Consider the following 23,461-nt stretch of genomic DNA (forward strand, 5'->3'; position numbering starts at 1 on the left):
CGAAGCGGTTAGCGCTTCATGGACGAATCAATGTGCACGGCCTAAAATTGGAAAACGGATGAGTAGCCCCGACTTTGAAGGGGATTAAGACTATTGGATATGAGTTCCTTGATTTTACTTATCTTGTCTGAGTAGCCACGACTTTGAAGGGGATTGAGACTCTTATTCTACATATATTGCCGTGTTTTAAATGTGTCACACCCCGCACACATAGGGGATTGAGACATAAATGTTAGGGTGATTGCGCTCGATATAGTCAAGTCACACCCCGCACACATAGGGGATTGAGACTAAAATGTCGGTCATGATACCTGCTAGTGTCTTAGTCACACCCCGCACACATAGGGGATTGAGACGTATTGGTTATGCGCGGCGCTTTACCACCATTGTCACACCCCGCACACATAGGTTGAAACCCGTCTCGAGACAAGCGAGTGCTCGCAGCTTGGCTAGGGTTGAAACTGAGGCCTTGGATGGCCGAAGCGGTTAGCGCTTCATGGACGAATCAATGTGCACGGCCTAAAATTGGAAAACGGAGTAGCCACGACTTTGAAGCATGTTAGTTCTGAGCTGTAATACATCCCTGTAGCAGGATTCCATCAGGCATCCATGCCTTCATCTCCTCAAGCTGCGAAACTGCGTTTCGGTTTTTTGTCGCTCTGTGCTTGCGATAACCCGTTGCTTTAAGCTGCGTTTTTGTACCTTGAATGGTGTTTTTAGCTGAATTTAAGCTGAATACTTTAAAGTGTCAGTAGCTGAGACCGCAGAGTGATGAATTTATTATGATTTTTGATTAATTTGACATCAAAAATGTCAGTAAGTCAGTGGTTTTAGGAACAGGCTGGAGGAGACCGACATTTTTACCCCCTCTAGCCCTTGCGTGACGCGGCCTCGATCGGCTATAGTCTGAGTTGCCTCGACTTTGAAGATTGAAACACGTCTCGAGACAAGCGAGTGCTCACAGCTTGGCTAGTGTTGAAACTGAGGCCTTGGACGGCCGAAGCTGTTAGCGCTTCATGGACGAATCAATGTGTACGTCCTAAAACTGGAAAGCGGATATGTATGCCTCGACTTTGAAGCATGTTAGTTCTGAGCTGCAATACATCCCTGTAGCTTGGTTCCATCAGGCGTCCATGCCTTCATCTCCTTAAGCTGCGAAACTGCGTTTCGGTCTTTCGTCGTCCATCTCGAGACAAGCGAGTGCTCGCAGCTTGGCTAGGGTTGAAACTGAGGCCTTGGATGGCCGAAGCGGTTAGCGCTTCATGGACGAATCAATGTGCACGGCCTAAAATTGGAAAGCGGATGAGTAGCCCCGACCTCAAAGCATGTTAATCCTGAGCTGTAATACATCCCTGTAGCAGGGTTCCATCAGGCATCCATGCCTTCATCTCCTCAAGCTGCGAAACTGCGTTTCGGTCTTTCGTCGTCCATCTCGAGACAAGCGAGTGCTCGCAGCTTGGCTAGGGTTGAAACTGAGGCCTTGGACGGYCGAAGCGGTTAGCGCTTCATGGACGAATCAATGTGCACGGGCTAAAATTGGAAAGCGGATGAGTAGCCCCGACTTTGAAGAGGATTAAGACAATGCAGTTCGCAAACTCCTGTCGCATGTAAAGTCTGAGTTGCCTCGACTTTGAAGATTGAAACACGTCTCGAGACAAGCGAGTGCTCGCAGCTTGGCTAGTGTTGAAACTGAGGCCTTGGACGGCCGAAGCGGTTAGCGCTTCATGGACGAATCAATGTGCACGGCCTAAAACTGGAAAGCGGGTGAGTAGCCCCGACTTTGAAGGGGATTGAGACTATTTTAATCTTGGTGTTGCGTAGGTAGTCTGCGGTCACACCCCGCACACATAGGGGATTGAGACCTCGTACTGCGAGACTTTGAGCTAAATAAACCCAGTCACACCCCGCACACATAGGTTGAAACCCGTCTCGAGACAAGCGAGTGCTCGCAGCTTGGCTAGGGTTGAAACTGAGGCCTTGGATGGCCGAAGCGGTTAGCGCTTCATGGACGAATCAATGTGCACGGCCTAAAATTGGAAAGCGGATGAGTAGCCCCGACTTTGAAGGGGATTGAGACCTATAGCGAATTAAACTGCGTAAGCTTTCATATATCTAAGTCACACCCCGCACATATAGGGGATTGAGACCAAGTGCCTTTTGTTGTCTACGCTGCTTTGCTTTTGTCACACCCCGCACACATAGGGGATTGAGACAGTTTTGGCAATCCAAGGTTAAAACACATATTTACGTCACACCCCGCACACATAGGGGATTGAGACTGACTGGAATGTTACTAGACCAACATTGGGATAGGTCACACCCCGCACACATAGGAGATTGAGACTACTCAGATATTAAATCCATCGTAACCATGGGAACCTGAGCTGCAATACGTCCCTGTAGCTGGGTTCCATCAGGGATCCATGCCTTCACCTCCTCAAGCCGCGAAACTGCGTTTCGGTTTTTTGTCGCTCAGAGCTTGCGATAATTCATTGCTTTAAAAAATTCACTTTCTTTTTCCTAAAATCCAATTACCCTATATTGAAACAGCCTAATAGGCTACTCATTACTCATACTTAGTTATGAAATTGGCGTTTAACGCAAAAGTTTACCTAAAGGTTTTGCGTGTAAAGCCGATTAATGTAGGGAAAATAATAACTTGTATTTTTGATGCACAGAATGATTTACATTCATTTATATTTTGTAGCAATTCACACGATGTTAAGCTTAACAATCAAAAGAACTTGTGCTCAAATGAAGTCGCTGCATTAAAAACAACATATAACAATAAGTTTGTGCATACTTTTCAGGGTTGATGAATGTCATTATTTCGCTTTGATGAGGATGAGGGCTACGTTTATTTGCTTTCTCATCCCGTAGAATCTGGTTTTCCGGCAAGTTCGTCTCAGTTGGTTGAGATGATTGAAGGCTCGCCGTATGCGGATTTTGAAATCATCCATGCCAATATTGGTCAACTATTTACTGCCAGTGAAACGCCAGAGCAAGATTCTTTGGTGGTGGCACGTGCCATTGATGCGTCAATATCTGTTCATATTGAAGAAGGGAATATGCTTGCGGAGGCAAAAATTACCACGGCAAAAGGTGGTAAGTTGGTCTGTATGAACAAAGCCAAGCAAGCATTAATACAAGCCGGTATTAAAAAAGGGGTGAGTGGTAAAGCACTTGATAACCTGCTTGGTCAACAACTTGAGTTACCTGCGGGGCATACCTACAAAGGCATAGTCGCCCACGGTCAACGTGCAAAAGATGGCAGTGATGCAAAGTTTGTGCGCCTGTGCATGACAGCGCAAGACAGAGTGCTCAGCCCGCAGCAATCAAGTGGTGGTAAAGTGGATATGCGCAACCTAGGCGCAATCATCACCGTTAAACCTGGTAGTCCATTGATGAAAAAAGTGCCTCCAACGGAAGGTGAGCCGGGATATACGGTATTTGGCGATGTGATTGAGCCAAAACCGGGGAAAGACGCGCCGCTGGAAGTGTCTGAAGGTACTAAACTCGACCCAAACGATAGCAACTTATTGATTGCAGACTCTAAAGGCGTGCCTGTGGCTATTCCCAGAGGGATGCGTGTAGATGACGTGCTGTGTTACGACAATATTGATGTAACAACAGGACATGTTGAATTTGATGGTAGCATTATTGTAAGTGGCGACATCAAAGATGGGATGCGAGTAAAGGCCTCGGGTGATATTACCGTCATAGGTTTTGTTGAGTCTGCGGTACTAGAAAGCAGCAGTGCGGTGACGGTAATGCTTGGGGCGATTGGCCGTAAGCGAACCGAAGGGGAGGCATTCTCATGTTCTATTCAAGCCAAGCGCAGTATCTCTTTGGGTTATGCGCAGTATTGCCAAATAGAAAGTGAGCATGACATTTTAATAGAGCGTCAAGCGCTGCATTGTGATCTGACATCAAAGCGGTTGATCAAGGTCGGTAAAGGCGATACCCCAAGAGGTAAACTAATTGGTGGCAATGTGTTTGATGCCATGCGAATTGAAACCGGTGAGTTAGGCGCGCCTTCTGGCACAAGAACGCGAATTTCATTGGCGCAAGATTGGGACAGCCTACATGATAAGCACCGTGAGCTGGTAGAACTTGAAAAGGTACTTGCTGCTAAGGTAATTGAAATCAAGCTGGCGATGAAGCGAGCGAAGGCGTCTTCTCAATCACCAAAACGTGATGCTTACTTGGCCAAGTTGCAACACAGTGAAAAGCAAATCAATAAGCACTATGGCCTTAACCAGCGCAACATTCGTTTAGTACAACAAAAAATACATCGACTTACGCGCTTAAGCCGCGTCACGGTGAACGAATTGATGCACCCAGGCACTGAAGTCAAAATAGCCAAAGACACTAAATTGTTTTCAAGAATATACCCGCCAAATTTTGTTAAATTACATGAAGGTAAGCTGATGCAGCAGTTTACCACCGCAAAAACCGCAGAAATTGCCTAAAAATATGCCAGCAACCTAGCTGGCATTTGAGTTTTTATACCAATTATCTTAATTAAGTGGTCTATTTTGAGGCGAGAAAATCTTGTCGATAACTAGGCAAAAATTTTGCTATTTAGTTGTTCTAAATGAGAAATTTTTAACGCCGTTAGCGTCAGATTGACTCCTTCAAATTGAGCAAGTATTAAGTTTAATTGGTATTACTGTTCTGTTTGGCCTTCTTCTTCAGGCTCTGGTAGCGGCCAACCACCTAATGCCTGCCATTTATTCACGATATAACAAAATAGCTCAGCGGTGCGTTCAGTATCATATAAAGCGCTGTGAGCTTGGCTATTGTCAAACTCGATCCCTGCGGTACGGCAAGCTTTGGCAAGGACAGTTTGTCCAAGCGCCAGTCCAGCAAGCGAAGTTGTGTCAAAGCTTACGAAAGGGTGAAAGGGTGTGCGTTTTATATTATTGCGCTCAATTGCGGCATTTAAAAAGCCATGGTCAAAAGCGGCATTGTGAGCTACAACAACAGAGCGTTGGCAGCCTGCGGCTTTTTGGGCTTTGCGAACGGCTTTACAGATTTCTTTGATAACTTCATCTTCAGCAACTGCGCCCCTAAGCGGAGAGAATGGATCGATACCATTAAACTCTATTGCTGATTGTTCAATATTAGCCCCTTCAAAAGGTGCGACATGAAAATGTACCGTCTGATCTAAACTTAATATGCCGTTATCATCCATTTTTAGCATACTGACTGCGATTTCTAGTAGGGCGTCAGTATCTTTATTAAAGCCTGCGGTTTCCACGTCGATAACTACAGGAAAGAAGCCGCGAAAGCGTTTTGAAAATAGCGTTTGCTCGGTATCAGACATAATCTTCTTGGTTTGTGAAATTGAGCGGCCTATTATACTGATACCTCGGCAAGATGCGAGCGACTTGCAAGGGTTCAAAGTGGTATATTTATTGCTTTTGATTTGTAGATAATGGTTTAGTATTGCGGTTCACACAAAATTGGCACACCGTAATGGCATACTAATGAGTGAATGTAGTGAGGTATTAAGTGATTAAGTTTTATAAATCAGCGAGTTGGATAAGCTTATCCCTGTGCGCCGTGACGCTTAATGCTGATGCTGCGATGCGGCAATATGCTGCCGAGGCAGACGCATCCCATTGGCAAGTTGACCAAACCAACCGCTTGAGCTGTGCGTTAAACCATGAAGTTCCGTTTTATGGTGAAGCGATTTTTTCCAGCCATGCCAGTAAAAATAAAGACTTAACGTTTAATCTTGATATGGTAGTGCGCCCTGAAAGTTACGACTTTGCTGGTCTTGAGTCGGTGCCGCCGTTGTGGCGAGCCGGTAAGCCTGCAAGAAGCATTGGGCAGATGAAGTTACTGAAAAAGTTTGATGGTGAGCTGGACAATGATGTGGCGTGGGAGCTGCTAAGTGAGTTAACAAAATCTTCTCGACAACGTTTGGATATGATAGGTGAGTACTTAAAGAACGATCCTAAAATTGAGCAAATTTATATTTCTGCATACAGTGATAGCTACGGCGGTAGAGACACCAATTTGCGACTGTCAAAAAGACGAGCGGAGGCGATAAAGTCTTATATGGCAAGCCTTGGGGTGGCAGAGGATAAGATTATGACAGATGGTTTTGGTGAAAAGCGTCATGTGGACACCAATGATAATGCCATTGGTCGTGGTAAAAACCGTCGGGTGGTTATTCAAATATCAAGGCCTTGATGGTTTTGGGGGAAGAGATCGCGACGTAAAGTCGCTCCTACACGGGATTGTGTGCACAGTACATATGACTTCCCGCTTTATATTGTTTCTGTATGAGCGTGCAGTGTGGTCGAGAAGAGATCGCGACGTAAAGTCGCTCCCACAAGGGGTTGTGTGCACAGCAAATATGCTTTCAGCTGTAGATTGTGTTTGTATGAGCGGGCTGTGTGGTCGAGAAGAGATCGCGCCGTAAAGTCGCTCCTACACGGGGTTGTGTGTGCAGTACATATGCTTCCAATTTTAGATTGTGTTTGTATGAGCGGGCTTTGTGGTCGAGAAGAGATCGCGACGTAAAGTCGCTCCTACACGGGTTGTTTCTACAGCATATATGCTTTCAGCTGTAGATTGTGTTTGTATGAGCGGACTGTGTGGTGGGGAAGAGATCGCGACGTAAAGTCGCTCCTACACGGGGTTGCTCTTCTATTTTCTGTACGGCCGCTGCATTTTTATTAACCTAGACTCCGGCTGAGTTTATAGCACCTTGTTGCAGCTTGCTGTGAGTGCGAGTGGATGGCTAAGCTGGTTATTGTAGGTGATAGCGATAGGTTGTGCGGTATTTATCTCATAGGCGAGTGTTAAGTCCAGCTCTACGCTTTTGCTTTGTCCCGCAGTAAGTGTCAAAAACTCGTTTGCCTCTGGCGTGAGGCGTTTGGCCATTGGGCCTTGATAATTGAGCTTTTTACCATTTTGCTCTACTACTAAAAATTGACTCCACCATCCTTCAAACGGGGTATGCCAAATAAGGAACTTAGCATCTTCGTTCCCTAAGTTGGTAAAGGTGAATTTGACCGGATAGCTCATGGTTGCGTCGTTACCTTTTGCGACACTACATTGAATGTTGCGCTGTGAATTCATACTTGCCTGCGGATCAGTGGTTGAAGTGGTGTCATTACAAGCTGCTAATAGCAAAGTGGCAGAAAATATTAATATGGGTTTCAACATAATTATTCTGAGCCTGTTGCCACGCCCAATCCTTTTTGTTTTCAATGTAATTGCTTTGCACTATGCTGAGCAATACGGTCAAATAACGAATAATACATATAGATGACTAAAAACAATAACAAAGAGTTCAATTCTTTTGCATCATTTTATCCTTATTATCTCTCTGAGCATAAAAATAAAATCTGTCGCAGGCTCCATTTTGTCGGTTCAACTGTGGTGCTAGTGCTGCTGTTCTATATCATTTTTTCGGCGCAGTGGTCGTTGCTTTGGTTGTTGCCTGTTGCGGGGTATGGTTTTGCTTGGATTGGTCACTTCTTTTTTGAAAAGAATAAACCCGCGACGTTCCAATATCCGTTATATAGCTTGATGGGAGACTGGGTTATGTATAAAGATATGATCTGCGCGAAGGTACCTTGGTAGGGAATATGAAGTAAACCAAATGAATATAAAACAAATGCTTATAGCGATGGGGTGTGCTTTTTTACTCAGCAGCTGTGAAACCATATCGGCAACAAGTGTGCGCAGCTTAGCAATGTTTAGCCCAGAAAATAGTCAGTGTTATAACAGACAGCGCCAGTCTAATTATTTTGCCGTTGATAGCCACCATCATTTTCAGCCGTTTCGCGGCGACGCTGTCCCTTTTAATAAATTGGTCAACTGGGCGGAGCGTGCTGGGGTGTTGTTTGTCAATGTGTATGGTATTGGCCAAATCTATACACGCAAATCAGGATGTGTTGGTGAGCGAGGGTGCTACACACATATCATCGCACCAAGTATTGAAAATGATATTAAAAATGCCAATAACTATGTAAAACATGGGGYAGATAAAGTACATCTAACCCTATCAATGGCCTTTGCTGATCTCCATAAACCAGACACGATACTGACCAATATGGCGCTGCTTGAAGAAGAGTTTGGTGATCTATTTCGTTGGATGGGAGAGGTTAATATGGTGAAAGCTGCGCACTTTGATAACGGTCATCAAGCAGTAAGTCTGGATACTATCGCTAAGTGGCAGCCATTTATGCAAGTACTACAAGAGAAGAAGACTCCACTGGCACTGCATGCCGATTTGGGCGATAACGAGGCGCCGCTTCGCTACTTACCGTTACTTGAGGAAGTATTAACGCGCTACCCGAATAATGACATCATCTGGATGCACATGGGGATCTCAAAAGAGCTAAGCCGTATTGACCCCAGCTTACATATTCGCACCATGCAGAAGCTGTTTGCCCGCTATAAAAATCTTAAAGTGGATCTTTCTTGGCGAATTTTATACGACTATTATTTTAGCTTTCCAACCGTCAACAGCCAAYATGTTGAGTTTATCAACGCCCATGCTGAGCGTTTTTTACCGGGGAGTGACTTTGTTGCCAGCAAAAACAAACGTTTTGCTGACTACAAAGAGGAAGTGGACATTAACAGTCGTGTTTTGGTCAGCCTTGACGATAATGCGTTTCGTCGTATCGCGCTTGGTCAGAACTACTTTGATTTGTTGGAATTACCGTATCGAGCGCCAGAGATCTGTACTACAGCGTCTCCTTAAGCATCGAGAGGACATCGTTGACATCGAGCTTCATCACTTTATCCGTATTGGCTAGCAGTTGATCTGCTAGATCTTTTTTATGATGGTGCAGCTCAACAATTTGCTCTTCAATAGTCCCTTTAGCTATTAAGCGATATATCGTGACAGGGCGCGTTTGTCCCATGCGATGAACACGATCTGAAGCTTGCTCCTCAACCGCTGGATTCCACCAAGGATCCATGTGAATGACATAATCCGCTGCGGTAAGGTTCAGGCCAGAGCCGCCTGCTTTAAGACTAATTAGGAATACCTCGCCCTCACCTTTTTGAAAGGCGTTGACCGCTTGTTGTCGTGCCTTAGGAGGGGTACTGCCATCCAAATATTGAAAGCGAATACCACGTTTTTCAAGGTGACTTTTGATCAGCTGTAAATGACCAACAAACTGGCTAAAAATGAGCGCCTTGTGATTATTTTCTTGTAGCTCTGTTAGTAATTCGTCTAATGCCGCTAATTTGGCACTGGCGACTTGGCTTTCAGCCAATAAGAGTTTTGGATGACAACAGGCTTGGCGTAAACGAGTAAGCGCTGCCAACATTTTAAAGCGCTGCTCATTGGCGCTATCTTGTTGCGCGGATTGGGAGATTTCATCAATGGCGTTTTGCCTAAGCGCTTCATAAAAGGTTTGCTCTTCTTGGCTTAACTGAACCGCTACATTTATCTCCGTCCGTGGTGGTAGCTCAGTTAATACCTGGTGCTTCATGCGACGTAAAATAAACGGTTGGATAAGGTGTTTTAATCCTTTGCGAGCTCGGTGCGCTGCGACTTTGTCCTCATTTGCATTTTCAATTGGCGCAGAAAACTTTTCGCTAAAACGCTTCAGGTTGCCAAGTAGTCCCGGGTTTACAAACCGAAATAGTGACCACAGCTCGGTAAGGTTGTTTTCGATTGGTGTCCCTGTGGTAATAAGTTTAAATTTTCCTTTAAGTGCACATGCTGCCTGAGTGCGCTTTGCAAGCGGGTTCTTTAGCGCCTGGGCTTCATCAGCGACAATCGTTTCAAATGCAATGGGCTTTAATATATCAACTTCGCGCTGTAATAAGCCGTAGCTTAAAATGACACAGTCCAGTGGCTGCAGATCACTGAGCAATTGTGCTCTGGCCTCTGAATTTGTAGAGTCGGCAAATATTTTTACCGACAACGTTGGCGCAAACTTTTGAATTTCTTGCTGCCAATTAAAACAAACTGAGGTGGGAGCAATTATTAACGTAGGCCCTTTATGTGCACGAGCCAATATTACCGCTAGTGCTTGGATGGTTTTGCCAAGCCCCATGTCATCGGCAAGACACGCGCCAGCACCCCAATGGGCGAGTCGCATGGCCCAGTCAAATCCTGCTTGTTGATAGTCTCTAAGCTTGGCCTGTAATGTTGATGGTAGCTGCACAGTTAACGCCACGGCTTGGTGCATTTTATCATGTTGCTCTTCCCATGCAGGTAAGGTTTTCATGCGCATGCCGGTGGTGGCTTCAGCAATCAAAGGCGTAGCAAGTGGATGGAATTTACCGCCTTCGGTGGCATGATTGAGCTTATCAAGTTGAGACTTTAGTTCACTTGAAAGGGCAATCACCTGCTCACTGTCCAGTGCAATAAAACGGCCATTACTGGTAGCAACCATCTTGAGTAGTGTTTTTAGCTCAATCACTTGGTCATTATTTACTTGCAGCTCGCCGGTGATATCAAACCATTCGTTTTTCTTGGTCATAGCCAGTTGCAAATGTTGGCTTTCAAGCTTGTTACTGAGGCGGACTTTTTTACCTTTTGGCCACCTTAGCCTGAGTTGCATAGGGCAAGGATCTTGGTTGACTACCATTTCAAGCTCTTGCAATACCTCCAGTGCTTCATCCATTTGCGCCAAGCTGAGGCGGTTGTCAATCATCTCTAAAAACAACGGACAATGGGTGTCAAGCTCATCAAGCCCTTGTTGCTCAAGCAGGAGATCCCGGGTGGTAGACAAGCGTTTGCCGTCGATTTCTGCACTAACCGTGGCAGTACCATGACCAGGGTGGAAAACAGGGCCTTTTTCACCAAACGGCATCACCACACAATGAAAGTCTAAACCTTGATGGTAAGGTTGAATATTGATAACGAGGGTAGACTGCGCTGCAATGACATCAAGACCTGTGTCAATGTCGGCTAAATCCGACTGAACATTCAGATAAGGAGCAATGGCTTTAATACTCGACAGTACTTTTTGCTTTGCACTAACAGGTACGCTTAACCCTGATTCGCCAATGATTTCAGCGACTTGTATATGTGATTGATTAAATACAATAAACGTATACTGATGTTCGTCATGCTGGATAAATGAGTAGCTTTGCGGCTGGGTAAAATAACTCGGTAGATTTGGCACTGAAAGTAAAAGCTCATCACCGTGCTGACGAATGTGTAATTCAGGGGTCTGCTCGGATATGGTAATAGGCTGCGTTAAGTCGTCCTCATGATAGAGGTTTGTTGCGCCAACCGCAGCTCTTAAAGCTGGGATCCCTGCCAGTACATAATCAGACTTGCTGCTGTAGCCATAACAGGCTTGCAATGCGATGGCCTCAATGAGTTTTTTATCTGATTGGCTTATGTAACTGAAGCGTTCAGGATGCTGTTTAAGTTGCTTACAAGGTAAAGGCTTACCCTTGCCCCAGCCGGTTTTTCCCCGTTTTTGTTCTCTGGCTAAAAATTCAATATCAAAGCGACCTTGCCTAATTTGCCAGATCAGTCGGTATTGCGTATCGGCCGCCTGAGTGGCGTTACTGCTTGGGTTTAATGCGATAAGTTTATCAAGCGCCAAGTCCCACGGTGACTTTTTAGCCACAAGCGTACTGAGGTTAATGTTGAGAGCACTTGTCAGTGGCTGAAACTCTCCATGTTGAGCAAGTTGCAGTTGTTTTGCAAGCTGAGCAAAAAGCGACATCGACAGCTGTTCAAAAGCGTTCACGCAATCATCAAGGTGTTCAAGCGCCGTTGCATCTAAAGTCTTGTTACACCAAAAGTATGCAAAGCAGTCAAGTAAGCGGCCAATGTAATAGTCAAAATAGTGCGACTGCTTCAAAGCAGAGTACTTTAAATGTGCGCTACTGTATGGGTTATTTTGCGAGAGGCTTTCACTGCAATAGAGTAAGACGTTATTGGCAAAATAATTGCAAAAGGGAGCTTTGTTGTCTTGGTTTTCATACTCTAATTGTAGTGATAACTCTTCAAAAAGCGCAGCATCTTGGTTATTGGCTTGTTGTAGTAATGCCAGTTTATGAAATAACCCAAGGGTTCTGCCTAAGTACTGCTTTTTACGCTTGGTGATTTTATCCTTCGCTTTAAGGGCTGCTGTAAACTCTGAGACGGCATTTTCACTTTGCTGCAAAAAAGCAATCGCAGCTCGTATCTGTAACTCGTAGCTGCTGTGATGTTGAGTTACCATACTCTGTGCGGCATCTAACTGTAATGTGTACAGTTGGTATTCTGCCAATAGTGCCGTTAATGGTGGGTTTTGTGTTTTGGCCTCAACCTGTTCCAGCGTGTCTAGCGCAAAGGCAATACTTTGGCCACTTTGTATTAAGGTATACAGCAAGGTTGAAAATGCTTGGTACTGCAAATCTTCGGGGAGGGTGCTAAATCGCTCCAACGAAAACGGATAAAAATAAAGTGGCAGTAGTACTTGGTTGGTTTTATAGCACACGGCTTGTGGGTCTTTATTAAACCCTAGTTGCGCACGTGCTTTTGATAATTGATTTATAAATAAAAAATCGCGAATGAGGCGCTGTTCATCAGCAAATTGTCTTTCCCATTCATAAGCATTAAGAACCGGTATAAATTCTTCGGCAGTATTGAGTATGGGTAAAAACTGCCCCTCGGCCATGACTTTTTGACTTAAGCCGGTCGCGAGTTTTAGGTTGATTTGTACGCCATCTTCATTAAACGTGACTAAACCGTCAGCGCGCCATTTCATGATCTGGCTATGGCTTATTCCTTGTTCAAACTCAGTGCTAGGAATAATTTCTTTACTAACAAGAGCCTGTATTAGGCGTTTGAGTTTGATTGCTGAGACTGGCTTGTAAACGACGGCCAAAATGCAGAGCAAGGTTTGCTCTTGCGCTGGTAGCGCATCTACCTGATGTGTTAAGGCTACAATTTCTTCATTAGTGGATGGCACAAAGTCAAAGTTCATTGTTCAGTCGCAGTGTTCATTTTAAGACACTGAAAACTACCACAATTTGCGCTTAACTACCATTGAGGTGATGCGTTGGAGCGGGAGGCGATGCCTCCCAATATTACTAAAATTTTGGGTATGTCTGTGACTAGCCAAAGCTTAGGTTATATAGCAATGCCGAAACCGCCAATAAGCCCACAATTAATACGAAATAGGTGCCAATATGGCTTTTGTATTTTTGTAGCGCAGGGACTTTAAACACCGCTATAGTCGGCATAATAAACAAGATCATTGCAATGATAGGGCCTGAAATTGCGCCCATCATATCGAGAATACTTGGGTTAAGCACTGAGCAAATCCAGATAGCAACAAACATAAATGCGATACCCGCTTTGTCAGCTACTTTGTAACTCATGTTAGTTTGTTTGGTTGCCAGCCCATTGAAGCTCTCACGAGCACCTAAGAAATGACCTAAGAATGAAGAGGTGATGGCAATAAACGCAACCAGTGGCCCAAGCATAGCAATAAATGGATTGTTATAAACGTTGGCTAGGTAAGACAATACGGAAACGTTTGATTCTTTTGCAGCTTCCATTTGTTCTGGCGTTAATGAAAATACGCAAGAAAATACAAACAGCAAGACAAATACAATCAACATAATTGAGGTGATACGCAAGATGGCTTCAGACTTTTGCACCGCTTCACTCTTGTAATGGCGACGTTGCACATTAGCAAAGCTTGAGATCGCCGCTGCGTGACTAAAGGAGAACACCACGATCGGCACAGATAACCACAATAACTGCGTTAAACTGGCAACATCTGGTGTACTGACTACGGGCATCTGCCAGTTAGGTACTAAATACAGTGACAAAAACAGAAGTACACCAACAAGTGGGTAAACCAAAATAGCGAAAGCACGGAGCAATAGCTTTTCACCGCCTAGCATAATGGCAATCATGCCTGCGACCAATAAACCTGACAGCAAAATACGTGAAGGGGATCCAAACCCTAGCTGATTGACAATAAAGCTATCGACAGTGTTAGTCAGACCAACACCGTAAATAAGCAAAATAGGGAAAATAGAGAAAAAGTAGAGTAGGGAAATTAAGCGGCCAGCACCAGCGCCGAAGTGTTCTTCGACTACATCGGTAAAATCAGCATTTTTTTGCTTTGAAGAAAGTACAAAGCGAGCGAGCCCTCGGTGCGCTAAATAGGTCATTGGAAAAGCAAGGGCAGTCATAATGAGAAGTGGCCAAAAACCACCGATCCCAATATTGATTGGAAGGAACAAAATACCTGCTCCAACAGCGGTTCCAAATAAGCTCAATACCCAGTGGGTATCATGTTTTGTCCAGCGGCTATTACTGACGGAGTTCATCTCCATCGTTGCCTCAGAGGAATTACTCATAAACTTGTTGTCCTGGATTTAGAATTATAATCGGGCGGATCATATAAAAAATGGTTAAGAGTTGCATGTATAAACCGTCTACTCAGAGGAGTTATGCGGTGAAATACGTTTATTTGACTAAAAGCTGCACAATTACCTAGTTGTCGCTGTGTCGCTTTTGTAAACCTACGTCTGTAAATGTTTTTAATTGTTACCACCGACAATGATTTGCTAGCCGCGTTAAAAATTAATTTTTATTCTAAGACGCAAATAAATATGAAATAACTAAGTGGAAAAGTATGTTCAAGTTAAATACGCTATTGCTCGCCTCAGCGATGCTAGGAAGTGTTACTGCTAACGCGACAATTGTTGAGTTTCAGACCTCACACGGTAGTTTTCAAGTGAATCTATATGATCAAAGCACTCCTAAGACAGTTGAAAACTTTTTGCAGTATGTAAACAACGAACGATACTCTGATACTGTGATCCACCGAGTGATCCCCGAGTTTGTCGTGCAAGGAGGTGGCTTTACTTATGAAGGTAAAGTTCCGCTTGATGCGATTGAAACCTATAATGCGGTTGAAAATGAACCTAAGTGGTCAAATGTCAAAGGCACAATTGCAATGGCTAAGGTGGCTTATAAACCTGATAGTGCGACCAGCCAGTGGTTTATAAACTTAGAGGATAATAGTAGTAATTTAGACGTAGAAAATGGTGGCTACACCGTGTTTGGTCAAGTAATTGGTGACGGTATGGAAGTACTAGAAGCCATCGCTCAAATTCCACGTTGTGGTAATGTGCCGTTAGTTAACTTTACCGATGAGCAGTGTAAAGACACTGAAACAGACCCAGGTGCTGCTAATTTTGTAACACTCAATGCAATTACAGTGTTAGATGACGATCCTAACTCTGCTGCGGGATTAACACAAAAAGCGAATACCTTGATTGACCAAGTTACTGACAAACCGTCAACAGATCAAGATTCGGGCTCTTCTGGTGGGTCGATGTTTGCGGGTCTCTTACTACTTGCAGGTGCGCTGGGTTTTAGACGTAGAGTGAAATAGTTTTGAGTGCGATTGCACAACAGTCCCTAGTTAACCTGATCTCAGGTTAATAACTTGGAAGCGCACTTCGGTGCGCTTATTTTTTATAAAGCCTATTCGCTGACTGATACCAATTATCCTAATGAAGTGGTCTATTTTGAGCAAACATTAGTGCTAATTGGTATTATGCTTGAGTATTGAACAATTCAGCTGCTTTTATTTGATATATAAGAATTATATACCATGATAGGAAGGTATCGGGGCGTGTTCAGGGCCAGTAAGCGACCCTGAACAGGATAGATTTACAGTGCTTCGGCTGCTTTTTTCGCAAGGTATTCGTCATAAGTACCTTGGAAGTCAATAATCTGTCCGTCTTTGATTTCCCAAATACGCGTAGCAAGAGAAGATACAAACTGACGGTCATGCGAGACGAAGAATAGTGTGCCTTCGTACTGCTCTAATGCTAGGTTTAGAGACTCGATAGACTCCATATCCATGTGGTTAGTTGGCTCATCCATCAGCAGAATATTAGGCTTGTGCATCATGATTTTGCCAAATAGCATACGGCCTTGCTCACCACCTGAGATCACCTTAACGGACTTTTTGATGTCGTTTTGAGAAAACAGCATACGGCCAAGGAAGCCGCGTACGACTTGCTCATCATCGCCTGGCTGTTGCCACTGTTCCATCCATTGGAAAAGGTCGAGATCTTTTTCAAATTCGTCAGCGTGATCTTGCGCGTAGTAACCTATGTTGGCATTTTCTGACCATTTATACGCGCCTGACAGTGGCGCTTGACGGCCGGCAAGGGTGTTGAGGAGGGTGGTTTTACCCACGCCGTTTTCACCGATAATCGCAACCTTTTCACCAACTTCAACCAGTGCGTTTAAGTTTGAGAATAACGTCTCTTCGTAACCTTGTGATAAAGACTCAAGCTCAAGGGCATTACGAAATAGTGGCTTTTCTTGCTCAAAGCGAATAAATGGGTTTTGACGGCTTGACGCTTTAACTTCTTCCAACTGAATTTTGTCAATTTGCTTAGCTCGAGAGGTGGCTTGTTTTGCTTTTGATGCGTTTGCAGAGAAACGCGAAACAAACTGTTGTAGCTCGGCAATTTGCGCCTTTTTCTTCGCGTTATCTGAAAGCAGACGCTCGCGAGCTTGTGTTGCTGCAAACATGTACTCATCGTAATTACCAGAGTAGATACGCAGCTCACCGTAGTCGATATCCGCCATGTGTGTACACACTGAGTTTAGGAAGTGACGGTCGTGAGAGATGATGATCATAGTACAATCACGCTGATTCAATACGTCTTCCAGCCACTTGATGGTATAGATATCCAAGTTGTTGGTTGGTTCGTCTAGGAGCATGATATCTGGCTCTGCAAATAATACTTGTGCTAGTAGCACACGTAGTTTCCAGCCCGGAGCAACTTCAGACATGAGGCCATAATGTTGCTCAGTTGGAATACCCACACCGAGGAGTAATTCACCGGCTTTTGCTTCAGCGGAATAGCCATCCATTTCAGCAAATTGCGTTTCAAGATCGGCAACACGCATACCGTCTTCTTCGCTCATCTCAGGTAGTGAGTAAATGCGATCGCGCTCTTGTTTGATTTCCCACAGCTCTTTATGACCCATGATCACTGTGTCTACAACCGTATATTGCTCGTAGGCAAATTGATCCTGATTTAGCTTAGCGATACGCTCGTTTGGATCGTAGTTTACGTTACCTGCACTTGGCTCAAGCTCTTTGCTTAGGATTTTCATAAAGGTGGATTTACCGCAGCCGTTAGCGCCTATTAGGCCGTAGCGGTTGCCGTCACCAAACTTAACGGAAATATTCTCAAACAGTGGTTTTGCACCAAACTGCATAGTGATGTTGTTACACGAAAGCATAAATTTGACTCATTACTGACAATTGCGGCGATCCTAACATTTATAAGGGGTAAATGATGCAAAAAGTTTGGTAAATGCAAACATTCATTTAGTGTCTGGTAGGGCACTAAATTTGAATGAAAATAGTGGCTTTATTGGGCGTTGCTAAAATGAGAAAAAACTGGATTTAGCAACACCTGTTCAGAGAGCTTGTTTACATCGGTTTATTAAATTTTATCGAAATAAATTGCTATTTAGCATAATCTTAGGTCACATTACCGACCGTAATTAAAATAATATAACAATTTAGGATTGGAATATGCGTATCAAAGCTATCTCCGCGGCCATGGTGTTGGCCTTTTCTCAGTACGTTGCAGCCGATGAAGGCATGTGGCAACCACATCAACTACCTGAGCTAGAATCTATCTTGAAGTCTAAAGGACTTGAGATTGACCCTAAGTCGATTTCTAAATTAACTGAGTTTCCTATGAACGCGGTGATCAGCCTTGGCGGCTGTACGGCGTCATTTGTTTCCCCTAAGGGCTTAGTGGTTACTAACCACCACTGTGCGTATGGCTCTATTCAATATAACTCTACGACTGACAACAATATTTTAGAAAACGGCTTCTTGGCGAAAACACCAAGCGAAGAGCTACCTGCAGCGCCTGGTTCGCGTATTTATGTAACGAAAGAAGTCTCGAACGTCACAGACAAAGTCAATGAGGGTGTTGATTCCTTGACCGGTAAAGCACGCTTTGACGCCATCGATAGTAAACGTAAACAGCTTGTCTCTGAGTGTGAGCAAGACGAAAATTATCGTTGTAATGTTTATACCTTCCACGGTGGTCTTGAGTACTACTTGATTAAATCACTTGAGATTAAAGATGTACGCTTAGCCTACACGCCAGCGATGGGTGTTGGTAAATACGGCGGTGATATAGATAACTGGATGTGGCCTCGCCATACTGGTGATTTTGCATTCTATCGTGCTTATGTCGGAAAAGATGGCAAACCTGCTGAGTTATCTAAAGACAACGTACCATATAACCCTGAATCATTCTTAAGTGTGAGTGCCAAAGGTGTGCAAGAAGGCGACTTTGTTATGGTAACCGGTTACCCGGGCCGTACTAATCGTTATCGTATTGCCTCAGAAGTAGATTTTGTGTTTAACACTGTCTATCCAATGGTGCGCAAACACAACGCAAAGTATGTGGAGCTTATCAAAGAGAACGCGCCAGAAGGCTCTCAAGCATTAATCGCTTATGAAAGTACGATTGCTAGCTATAACAATTACATCAAAAACTTTGGCTCTATGATTGAGAGTTTTAAAAAGGGCAGTATGTATAGTGCTAAGCAACAATTTGAGCGTGACCTTATCGCGTGGATCAATGCCGATGCTGAGCGCAAAGCAAAATACGGCGATGTGTTGACTGAGCTGAGCCAATTGGTCGCGCAAGCACAAGAAAACTATGTGCGCGATATGATGGTGGGGTATATTCACCGCTCACAAATGATTGCAACGGCAAGGGAGTTATATCGTCTTGCAGTTGAAAAGCAAAAGCCTGATGCTGAGCGCGAACGTGGTTATCAAGAACGTGATATGCCAAAGATTAAAGCAGGTCTGGAGCGCATGACACGTCGCTACGACGAAACTGTAGACAAAGCTATTATGCTTTACTTTATGGAGCTGTATGCTGCGCTTCCTAAAGAAAAACGCATTGCAGAGGTAGACAAGCAACTACAACTGGAAGAGGGTTTTGATAAGGCAAATCATCAAGCACTGCTTGATCAAATGTATGCAAACTCTAAGTTGGCAGATGAGAAAGTTCGTCTATGGATGCTAGATTTAGATCTTGAACAACTCAATCAAAGCGCTGATCCATTTATGCAGTATGCTAAAGCGATTTTTACTGTGATGAAGCAAATTGAAGATGAAGGAAAAGAGCTAGCCGGTAAACAGCAAGCTGCACGTCCTGCGCTTATGGAAGCAATCATTGCTTACAACAAGTCTCAAAATAAGCCTGTCTATGCTGATGCTAATAGCACATTGAGAGTTACCTACGGCACAGTAGGCGGATACTCACCTCAAGATGGATTAGTTGCTACACCGTTTACCTCTCTAGAGGGGCTGCTAGCTAAAAACACCGATGTTGATCCTTTTAATGCACCTAAAAAACAGCAGCAGTTGATCCGCGATAAAGTGTATGGCCAATATACAGGTGGTATGAACACGGTACCGGTAAACTTCCTTTCTAATGTTGACACAACGGGTGGTAACTCTGGTTCGCCGACGTTAAATGGCAAAGCTGAACTGGTTGGTTTATTGTTTGACGGTGTTTATGAAAGCATTATTGGCGATTGGGATTATGATAAAAACCTGAACCGTTCGATTCACGTTGACTCGCGTTACATGCTTTGGGTAATGGATAAAGTCGACAATGCACAAAACCTATTAGATGAAATGAAAATAGTGAAGTAGTCTGCAGGTTTAATTTGTATTGATACACAAAAATGCCGACCGAGAGGTCGGCATTTTTTGTGTTATTGGGTGAAATTATACCAATTTGACTTAATACTCGTTCAATTTGAAGGAGTAAATCTGACGCTAAACGCGTTAAAAACTTCTTATTTAGAACAACTAAATAGCAAAGTTTTGCCTTGCCTACACGGATGTAGGTACCTTGGCGATAGCAGGACGCGGTAGCGGGGTTATCGACAAGATTTTCTCACCTCAAAATAGACCACTTAATTAAGAAAATTGGTGTTATTTTGTCATAAGTTGACGAATATACTTCACCGGGGCACTGCCAAAGCTTAAAAACTCTTCATGAAACGCCTTAAGGTCGAATGCTTCACCAAGCTCCTTTTTCTGTGCTTCACGGAAGTCGTAAATTTCACGATAGCCAGAGTAATAGCTGGTCAGCTGTACTTGACTTAATGTTGCGCGACGCCATTTACCTTCCGCTTCAGCGCGCTCTTGGAAAGCACCATTCATTAACAGGTCTAAGCCCGCTTCTTTGTCTATGCCATTGACTTGAATGTCATAATCTAAAATAGTGTTACAGATAACGCGCAGATTCCATTTGTAGTACATTAACCACATTTCAGGCTCGAAATTGCCATAGCCTTCTTCTAACATCATTCGCTCAGTATAAACTGCCCAGCCTTCGACCATGGCACCATTACCTAAAAGGCTCTTGATCAAAGAAGGGGATTCGTTAGCGTAAACTAACTGAGTATAGTGACCTGGTATTGCCTCATGAATATTGAGGATCTGTAGGATCCAATGGTTGTACTCACGCAAGTATGACTCAGCTTGTTCTTCACTCATTGAGTCAAGGGGAGTGACGTTATAATAGGTGTTTTCTTTTTTGTCATACGGCCCTGGTGCACTGATCGAAGCGCCAGCATAACCACGCATATATTCTGGTGTTTCACGCACAACCAATGGCTTTTCAGGATCGAGCGTGATTAAATCTTTTTCCTTCACGAACTGCTCAAGCTCTGGAATTTGTGCCTTAATTTCAGAGACAAAATCCTCACGTTTAACGTGTTTGACTGACAGATGTCTGATAAGGGTTGCAATGGCATCTCTGTCTGACTGTGGGCGAGGTGTATTGGCAAGGTATTTTGGCCACAACTGATCTGTGATCTGCACCATTTCCTCAGTAATGCGGGCTTTATCAGCAAGTGCTTTTTCATACATTTGTTTTGCTGTATACCCTGACTGTATATCAAATGCGAATTTTTCTTCGTATAACTTTTCACCAATTCTAAAGGAGCGCGCGTTGCCGCTTTCACTTAACTCTTTTTCAAGGTTAGTGAGGAAAGAAACATAGCCGTTTATCGCTGATTTGGCAGCTGCAAAGCGTTGTTTGAATAATGCTTTATCTTCTGCGCTAAGCAATGAAGTCGCTAATTTATCAAGTAGCTCATCATTTAATACGCTAAATGCCCCTTGGTTTTGTGAAATCGCAAGTTGGGTATATTCAAGGGTTGGATTATGAATATTACTCTGTGCAGCTTCATAATAGGCGGGAACATATTGAAGGCGCTTTAATACCAGCTTTAACTTTTCATCGTCACTCTTAAAGCGGCTGTTCAAAATAGTAGCAAAGCCATAGGAAACATTGTAAGAAGAAGGATTCCACTGCCAACTTTTAAACGTTTCGATGTGCCAAATATCACGCTGTAGGCGATTTTCAATCAAGTGATAGTCGATTTTTTGACTGTTGCTAAGCTGTGATAGGTCGAATTGCTGTAATTTTGCCAGCTGTGTTTTTGAAAACGCAACATTGGCGTCGCGGCTAGCTTGTGTAGGTATGGTAATTAAGTCGTCATATTTACCAAAACCTGCCCACAAGGAGGCTTCAGGATATTGTTGCCAAAGTTCGTCAATAAACTGCTCTGAAAACTGAGCAAATTGTTGGTTTTTCACCACAGTTTGTTCTTCCGTGAGTGCTACAGTCTTTGTTGAAGAAGACGGCGCGGTGCAGCCAGCTAGGCCCATTGCCATGGCAAGTGCCATACACAAGGCAGTTTTTTTCATTGTTGTGTCCTATTTATTAGTTTTCGTTATCATAACAAGATTTCGCTTTATTTGCTTTGTCTGGCTCATCCAACCACACGGCACCATTGGCCTGTGTCGCAACAATATCGCCCGGGTTATAGATGGGGCAGGACTTCATCGATAAACAGCCACAACCAATACAGCCGTCTACATAGCTACGTAAGCGCTGCATATAGGCGATTTTTTCATCTAGTTTCATTTGCCATGCTGTTGATAATTTTGCCCAGTCTTCTTTGGTTGGTGTTCTTGAATCGGGCAAGGTATCTAACGTATCTTTTATTTCACCAAGGGTGATCCCCATTTTCTGCCCAGCTTTAATAATGGCAATACGACGTAGCACATCTTTTTTGTAGCGACGTTGATTACCATTGTTACGCCAACTGCGGATCAATCCTTTGTTTTCGTAAAAATGTAATGCAGAAACGGCAACATCTGCTCTGGCTGCAACCTTACCAACACTCAAGTTTGGCTCATCTCTTAATAATTTTTCAGTTTTCATAAAATAGTACTTTACCTCAACTTAAGGTGAGGTTTTAAGGTAGCACCCAATTTATTAATAGTGCAACTGGAATTGAACATTATGAAAACAATCGTTATTTACTCAAGCTCAAACCCAAATGGAAATACTTACCAATCAGCAAAAGCGTTAGCAGAAGAAAAAAGTGCTGAGCTTATCTACCTAGACCGTTACAAAATAGGGGAGTATTGCTACAAACATTCTCACAGCGATGATGACTTTATAAACCTATTTAGATGGGTGCTCGGGTTTGATCATATTATTTTTGCATCACCTGTTTATTGGTATGCCGTAACGCCAAGGATGAAAGCATTTGTTGATAGGATCACGGACTTTATGGATATTGAAGCGCTTAAACCAGAATTAAGAGCCTTGCGCGAAAAACATTTTTCGATCTTATCAACTTCATGCCAAGCACAAGCGCCAGCACCATTTACTGAGATGCTGGTGGGCACATTTGAATATTTAGGTATGACATTACAAGAGCAGCGTCACGTGCATTACCCTTATGCAGATTAATTTTTGTAGATTTTGCTGGGCTAATAGTTTAATGACAGGCGTGTATATCAAGAAGTGTGAGGGTTTTTAAAGATCGCTGCGTAAAGCAGCTCCTACTGCGGGGCAATTCTGTCTTGTAGGAGGTGGTTTACCCGCCGAGTAGTTTAGTGACAGGTGTATATTCAAGAAGTGTGAGGGTTTTTACGGATCGCTGCGTAAAGCAGCTTCTACTTCAGGGCAACTCTGTCTTGTAGGAGGTGGTTTACCCGCCGAGTAGTTTAATGACAGTTGTGTATACCAAGAAGTGTGAGGGTTTTTAAAGATCGCTGCGTAAAGCGGCTCCTACTGCAGTGCAATTCTGTCTCGTAGGAGGTGGTTTACCCGCCGAGTAGTTTATTGACAGGTGTGTATATCAAGAAGTGTGAGGGTTTTTAAAGATCGCTGCGTAAAGCAGCTCCTACTGCGGGGTAATTCTGTCTGGTGCAGGGCAATTCTGTCTGGTAGGAGGTGGTTTACCCGCCGAGTAGTTTATTGACAGGTGTGTATATCAAGAAGTGTGAGGGTTTTTAAAGATCGCTGCGTAAAGCAGCTTCTACTTCAGGGCAATTCTGTCTGGTAGGAGGTGGTTTACCCGCCGAATAGTTTAATGACAGGTGTGTATCAAGAA

General features: G+C 43.8%; 14 protein-coding genes and 1 CRISPR repeat array. Of the genes, 7 read left to right on the forward strand and 7 right to left on the reverse strand.

The genetic code is table 11. The annotated features are described in order from the left end of the window. The first annotated feature begins 60 nt into the window (after window positions 1–60). Window positions 61–419: direct repeats of the CRISPR family, unit length 31 nt; unit sequence GTCACACCCCGCACACATAGGGGATTGAGAC. 2,400 nt (window positions 420–2,819) lie between these two features. Continuing rightward, on the forward strand, window positions 2,820–4,472 hold the full coding sequence (locus EAG18_RS18305) for a FapA family protein (protein WP_125253807.1): 1,653 nt from the start codon (window positions 2,820–2,822) through the stop codon (window positions 4,470–4,472). 197 nt (window positions 4,473–4,669) lie between these two features. Here the strand turns inward: EAG18_RS18305 and rnt are convergent, their stop codons facing one another. Beyond that, on the reverse strand, window positions 4,670–5,329 hold the full coding sequence (gene rnt, locus EAG18_RS18310) for a ribonuclease T (RefSeq protein ID WP_125253808.1): 660 nt from the start codon (window positions 5,327–5,329) through the stop codon (window positions 4,670–4,672). A 191-nt stretch (window positions 5,330–5,520) separates the two neighbouring features. Here rnt and EAG18_RS18315 point away from each other — a divergent pair, with 191 nt between their 5' ends. Continuing rightward, window positions 5,521–6,204 carry an OmpA family protein gene (locus tag EAG18_RS18315; protein WP_125253846.1) on the forward strand — a complete coding sequence of 228 codons (684 nt, stop codon included), beginning with the start codon at window positions 5,521–5,523 and terminating at the stop codon, window positions 6,202–6,204. Window positions 6,205–6,714: 510 nt separating this feature from the next. Here EAG18_RS18315 and EAG18_RS18320 read toward each other — a convergent pair. Continuing rightward, a complete protein-coding gene (locus tag EAG18_RS18320; protein WP_125253809.1) occupies window positions 6,715–7,185 on the reverse strand; it encodes a protease in 471 nt (156 codons plus the stop codon). A 102-nt stretch (window positions 7,186–7,287) separates the two neighbouring features. Here EAG18_RS18320 and EAG18_RS18325 point away from each other — a divergent pair, with 102 nt between their 5' ends. Together EAG18_RS18325 and EAG18_RS18330 are read left to right on the forward strand one after the other, a co-directional pair. Beyond that, window positions 7,288–7,605: a DUF962 domain-containing protein gene (locus EAG18_RS18325; RefSeq protein ID WP_125253810.1), complete on the forward strand. Its 318-nt coding sequence runs from the start codon at window positions 7,288–7,290 to the stop codon at window positions 7,603–7,605. 19 nt (window positions 7,606–7,624) lie between these two features. After that, window positions 7,625–8,731, forward strand: a complete 1,107-nt coding sequence (locus tag EAG18_RS18330; RefSeq protein ID WP_125253811.1) for an amidohydrolase family protein — start codon at window positions 7,625–7,627, stop codon at window positions 8,729–8,731. Here the strand turns inward: EAG18_RS18330 and EAG18_RS18335 are convergent. Further along, entirely contained in the window at window positions 8,715–12,920 is a 4,206-nt protein-coding gene (locus EAG18_RS18335; protein WP_125253812.1) for a DEAD/DEAH box helicase, read from the reverse strand. The two genes, EAG18_RS18330 and EAG18_RS18335, sit on opposite strands and share 17 nt — an antisense overlap. A gap of 130 nt (window positions 12,921–13,050) precedes the next feature. Then, on the reverse strand, window positions 13,051–14,310 hold the full coding sequence (locus tag EAG18_RS18340; RefSeq protein ID WP_125253813.1) for an aromatic amino acid transport family protein: 1,260 nt from the start codon (window positions 14,308–14,310) through the stop codon (window positions 13,051–13,053). Between the two features lie 278 nt (window positions 14,311–14,588). Between EAG18_RS18340 and EAG18_RS18345 the strand changes: the two genes are divergently transcribed. Continuing rightward, window positions 14,589–15,353, forward strand: coding sequence for a peptidylprolyl isomerase (locus EAG18_RS18345; RefSeq protein WP_125253814.1), 765 nt, complete (start codon window positions 14,589–14,591; stop codon window positions 15,351–15,353). A 281-nt stretch (window positions 15,354–15,634) separates the two neighbouring features. Here the strand turns inward: EAG18_RS18345 and EAG18_RS18350 are convergent, their stop codons facing one another. Beyond that, complete coding sequence (locus tag EAG18_RS18350; protein ID WP_125253815.1) at window positions 15,635–17,230, reverse strand: ABC-F family ATPase; 1,596 nt, start codon at window positions 17,228–17,230, stop codon at window positions 15,635–15,637. A gap of 298 nt (window positions 17,231–17,528) precedes the next feature. Here EAG18_RS18350 and EAG18_RS18355 point away from each other — a divergent pair, with 298 nt between their 5' ends. Continuing rightward, a complete protein-coding gene (locus EAG18_RS18355) occupies window positions 17,529–19,688 on the forward strand; it encodes a S46 family peptidase (protein ID WP_125253816.1) in 2,160 nt (719 codons plus the stop codon). Between the two features lie 285 nt (window positions 19,689–19,973). Here the strand turns inward: EAG18_RS18355 and EAG18_RS18360 are convergent, their stop codons facing one another. Both EAG18_RS18360 and soxR read right to left on the reverse strand, forming a co-directional pair. Continuing rightward, on the reverse strand, window positions 19,974–21,758 hold the full coding sequence (locus tag EAG18_RS18360) for a DUF885 domain-containing protein (RefSeq protein ID WP_125253817.1): 1,785 nt from the start codon (window positions 21,756–21,758) through the stop codon (window positions 19,974–19,976). Between the two features lie 16 nt (window positions 21,759–21,774). Beyond that, the gene (gene soxR, locus EAG18_RS18365) at window positions 21,775–22,278 is read right to left on the reverse strand and encodes a redox-sensitive transcriptional activator SoxR (RefSeq protein ID WP_125253818.1); all 504 of its coding nucleotides are present in this window, start codon (window positions 22,276–22,278) and stop codon (window positions 21,775–21,777) included. Window positions 22,279–22,359: 81 nt separating this feature from the next. Between soxR and EAG18_RS18370 the strand changes: the two genes are divergently transcribed. Then, window positions 22,360–22,815, forward strand: a complete 456-nt coding sequence (locus EAG18_RS18370) for a flavodoxin family protein (protein WP_125253819.1) — start codon at window positions 22,360–22,362, stop codon at window positions 22,813–22,815. Window positions 22,816–23,461 lie beyond the last annotated feature (646 nt).

It is taken from the genome of Pseudoalteromonas sp. J010 (assembly GCF_003934235.1).
Lineage (GTDB): Bacteria > Pseudomonadota > Gammaproteobacteria > Enterobacterales > Alteromonadaceae > Pseudoalteromonas > Pseudoalteromonas peptidolytica.

What these genes read in the sequence shown, in the direction of transcription:
- EAG18_RS18305 (WP_125253807.1), top strand. Translation starts at nt 2,820, where the DNA reads ATGTCATTATTTCGCTTTGATGAGGATGAGGGCTACGTTTATTTGCTT.
- rnt (WP_125253808.1), bottom strand. Translation starts at nt 5,329, where the DNA reads ATGTCTGATACCGAGCAAACGCTATTTTCAAAACGCTTTCGCGGCTTC.
- EAG18_RS18320 (WP_125253809.1), bottom strand. Translation starts at nt 7,185, where the DNA reads ATGTTGAAACCCATATTAATATTTTCTGCCACTTTGCTATTAGCAGCT.
- EAG18_RS18325 (WP_125253810.1), top strand. Translation starts at nt 7,288, where the DNA reads ATGACTAAAAACAATAACAAAGAGTTCAATTCTTTTGCATCATTTTAT.
- EAG18_RS18335 (WP_125253812.1), bottom strand. Translation starts at nt 12,920, where the DNA reads ATGAACTTTGACTTTGTGCCATCCACTAATGAAGAAATTGTAGCCTTA.
- EAG18_RS18340 (WP_125253813.1), bottom strand. Translation starts at nt 14,310, where the DNA reads ATGAGTAATTCCTCTGAGGCAACGATGGAGATGAACTCCGTCAGTAAT.
- EAG18_RS18345 (WP_125253814.1), top strand. Translation starts at nt 14,589, where the DNA reads ATGTTCAAGTTAAATACGCTATTGCTCGCCTCAGCGATGCTAGGAAGT.
- EAG18_RS18350 (WP_125253815.1), bottom strand. Translation starts at nt 17,230, where the DNA reads ATGCTTTCGTGTAACAACATCACTATGCAGTTTGGTGCAAAACCACTG.
- EAG18_RS18355 (WP_125253816.1), top strand. Translation starts at nt 17,529, where the DNA reads ATGCGTATCAAAGCTATCTCCGCGGCCATGGTGTTGGCCTTTTCTCAG.
- EAG18_RS18360 (WP_125253817.1), bottom strand. Translation starts at nt 21,758, where the DNA reads ATGAAAAAAACTGCCTTGTGTATGGCACTTGCCATGGCAATGGGCCTA.
- soxR (WP_125253818.1), bottom strand. Translation starts at nt 22,278, where the DNA reads ATGAAAACTGAAAAATTATTAAGAGATGAGCCAAACTTGAGTGTTGGT.
- EAG18_RS18370 (WP_125253819.1), top strand. Translation starts at nt 22,360, where the DNA reads ATGAAAACAATCGTTATTTACTCAAGCTCAAACCCAAATGGAAATACT.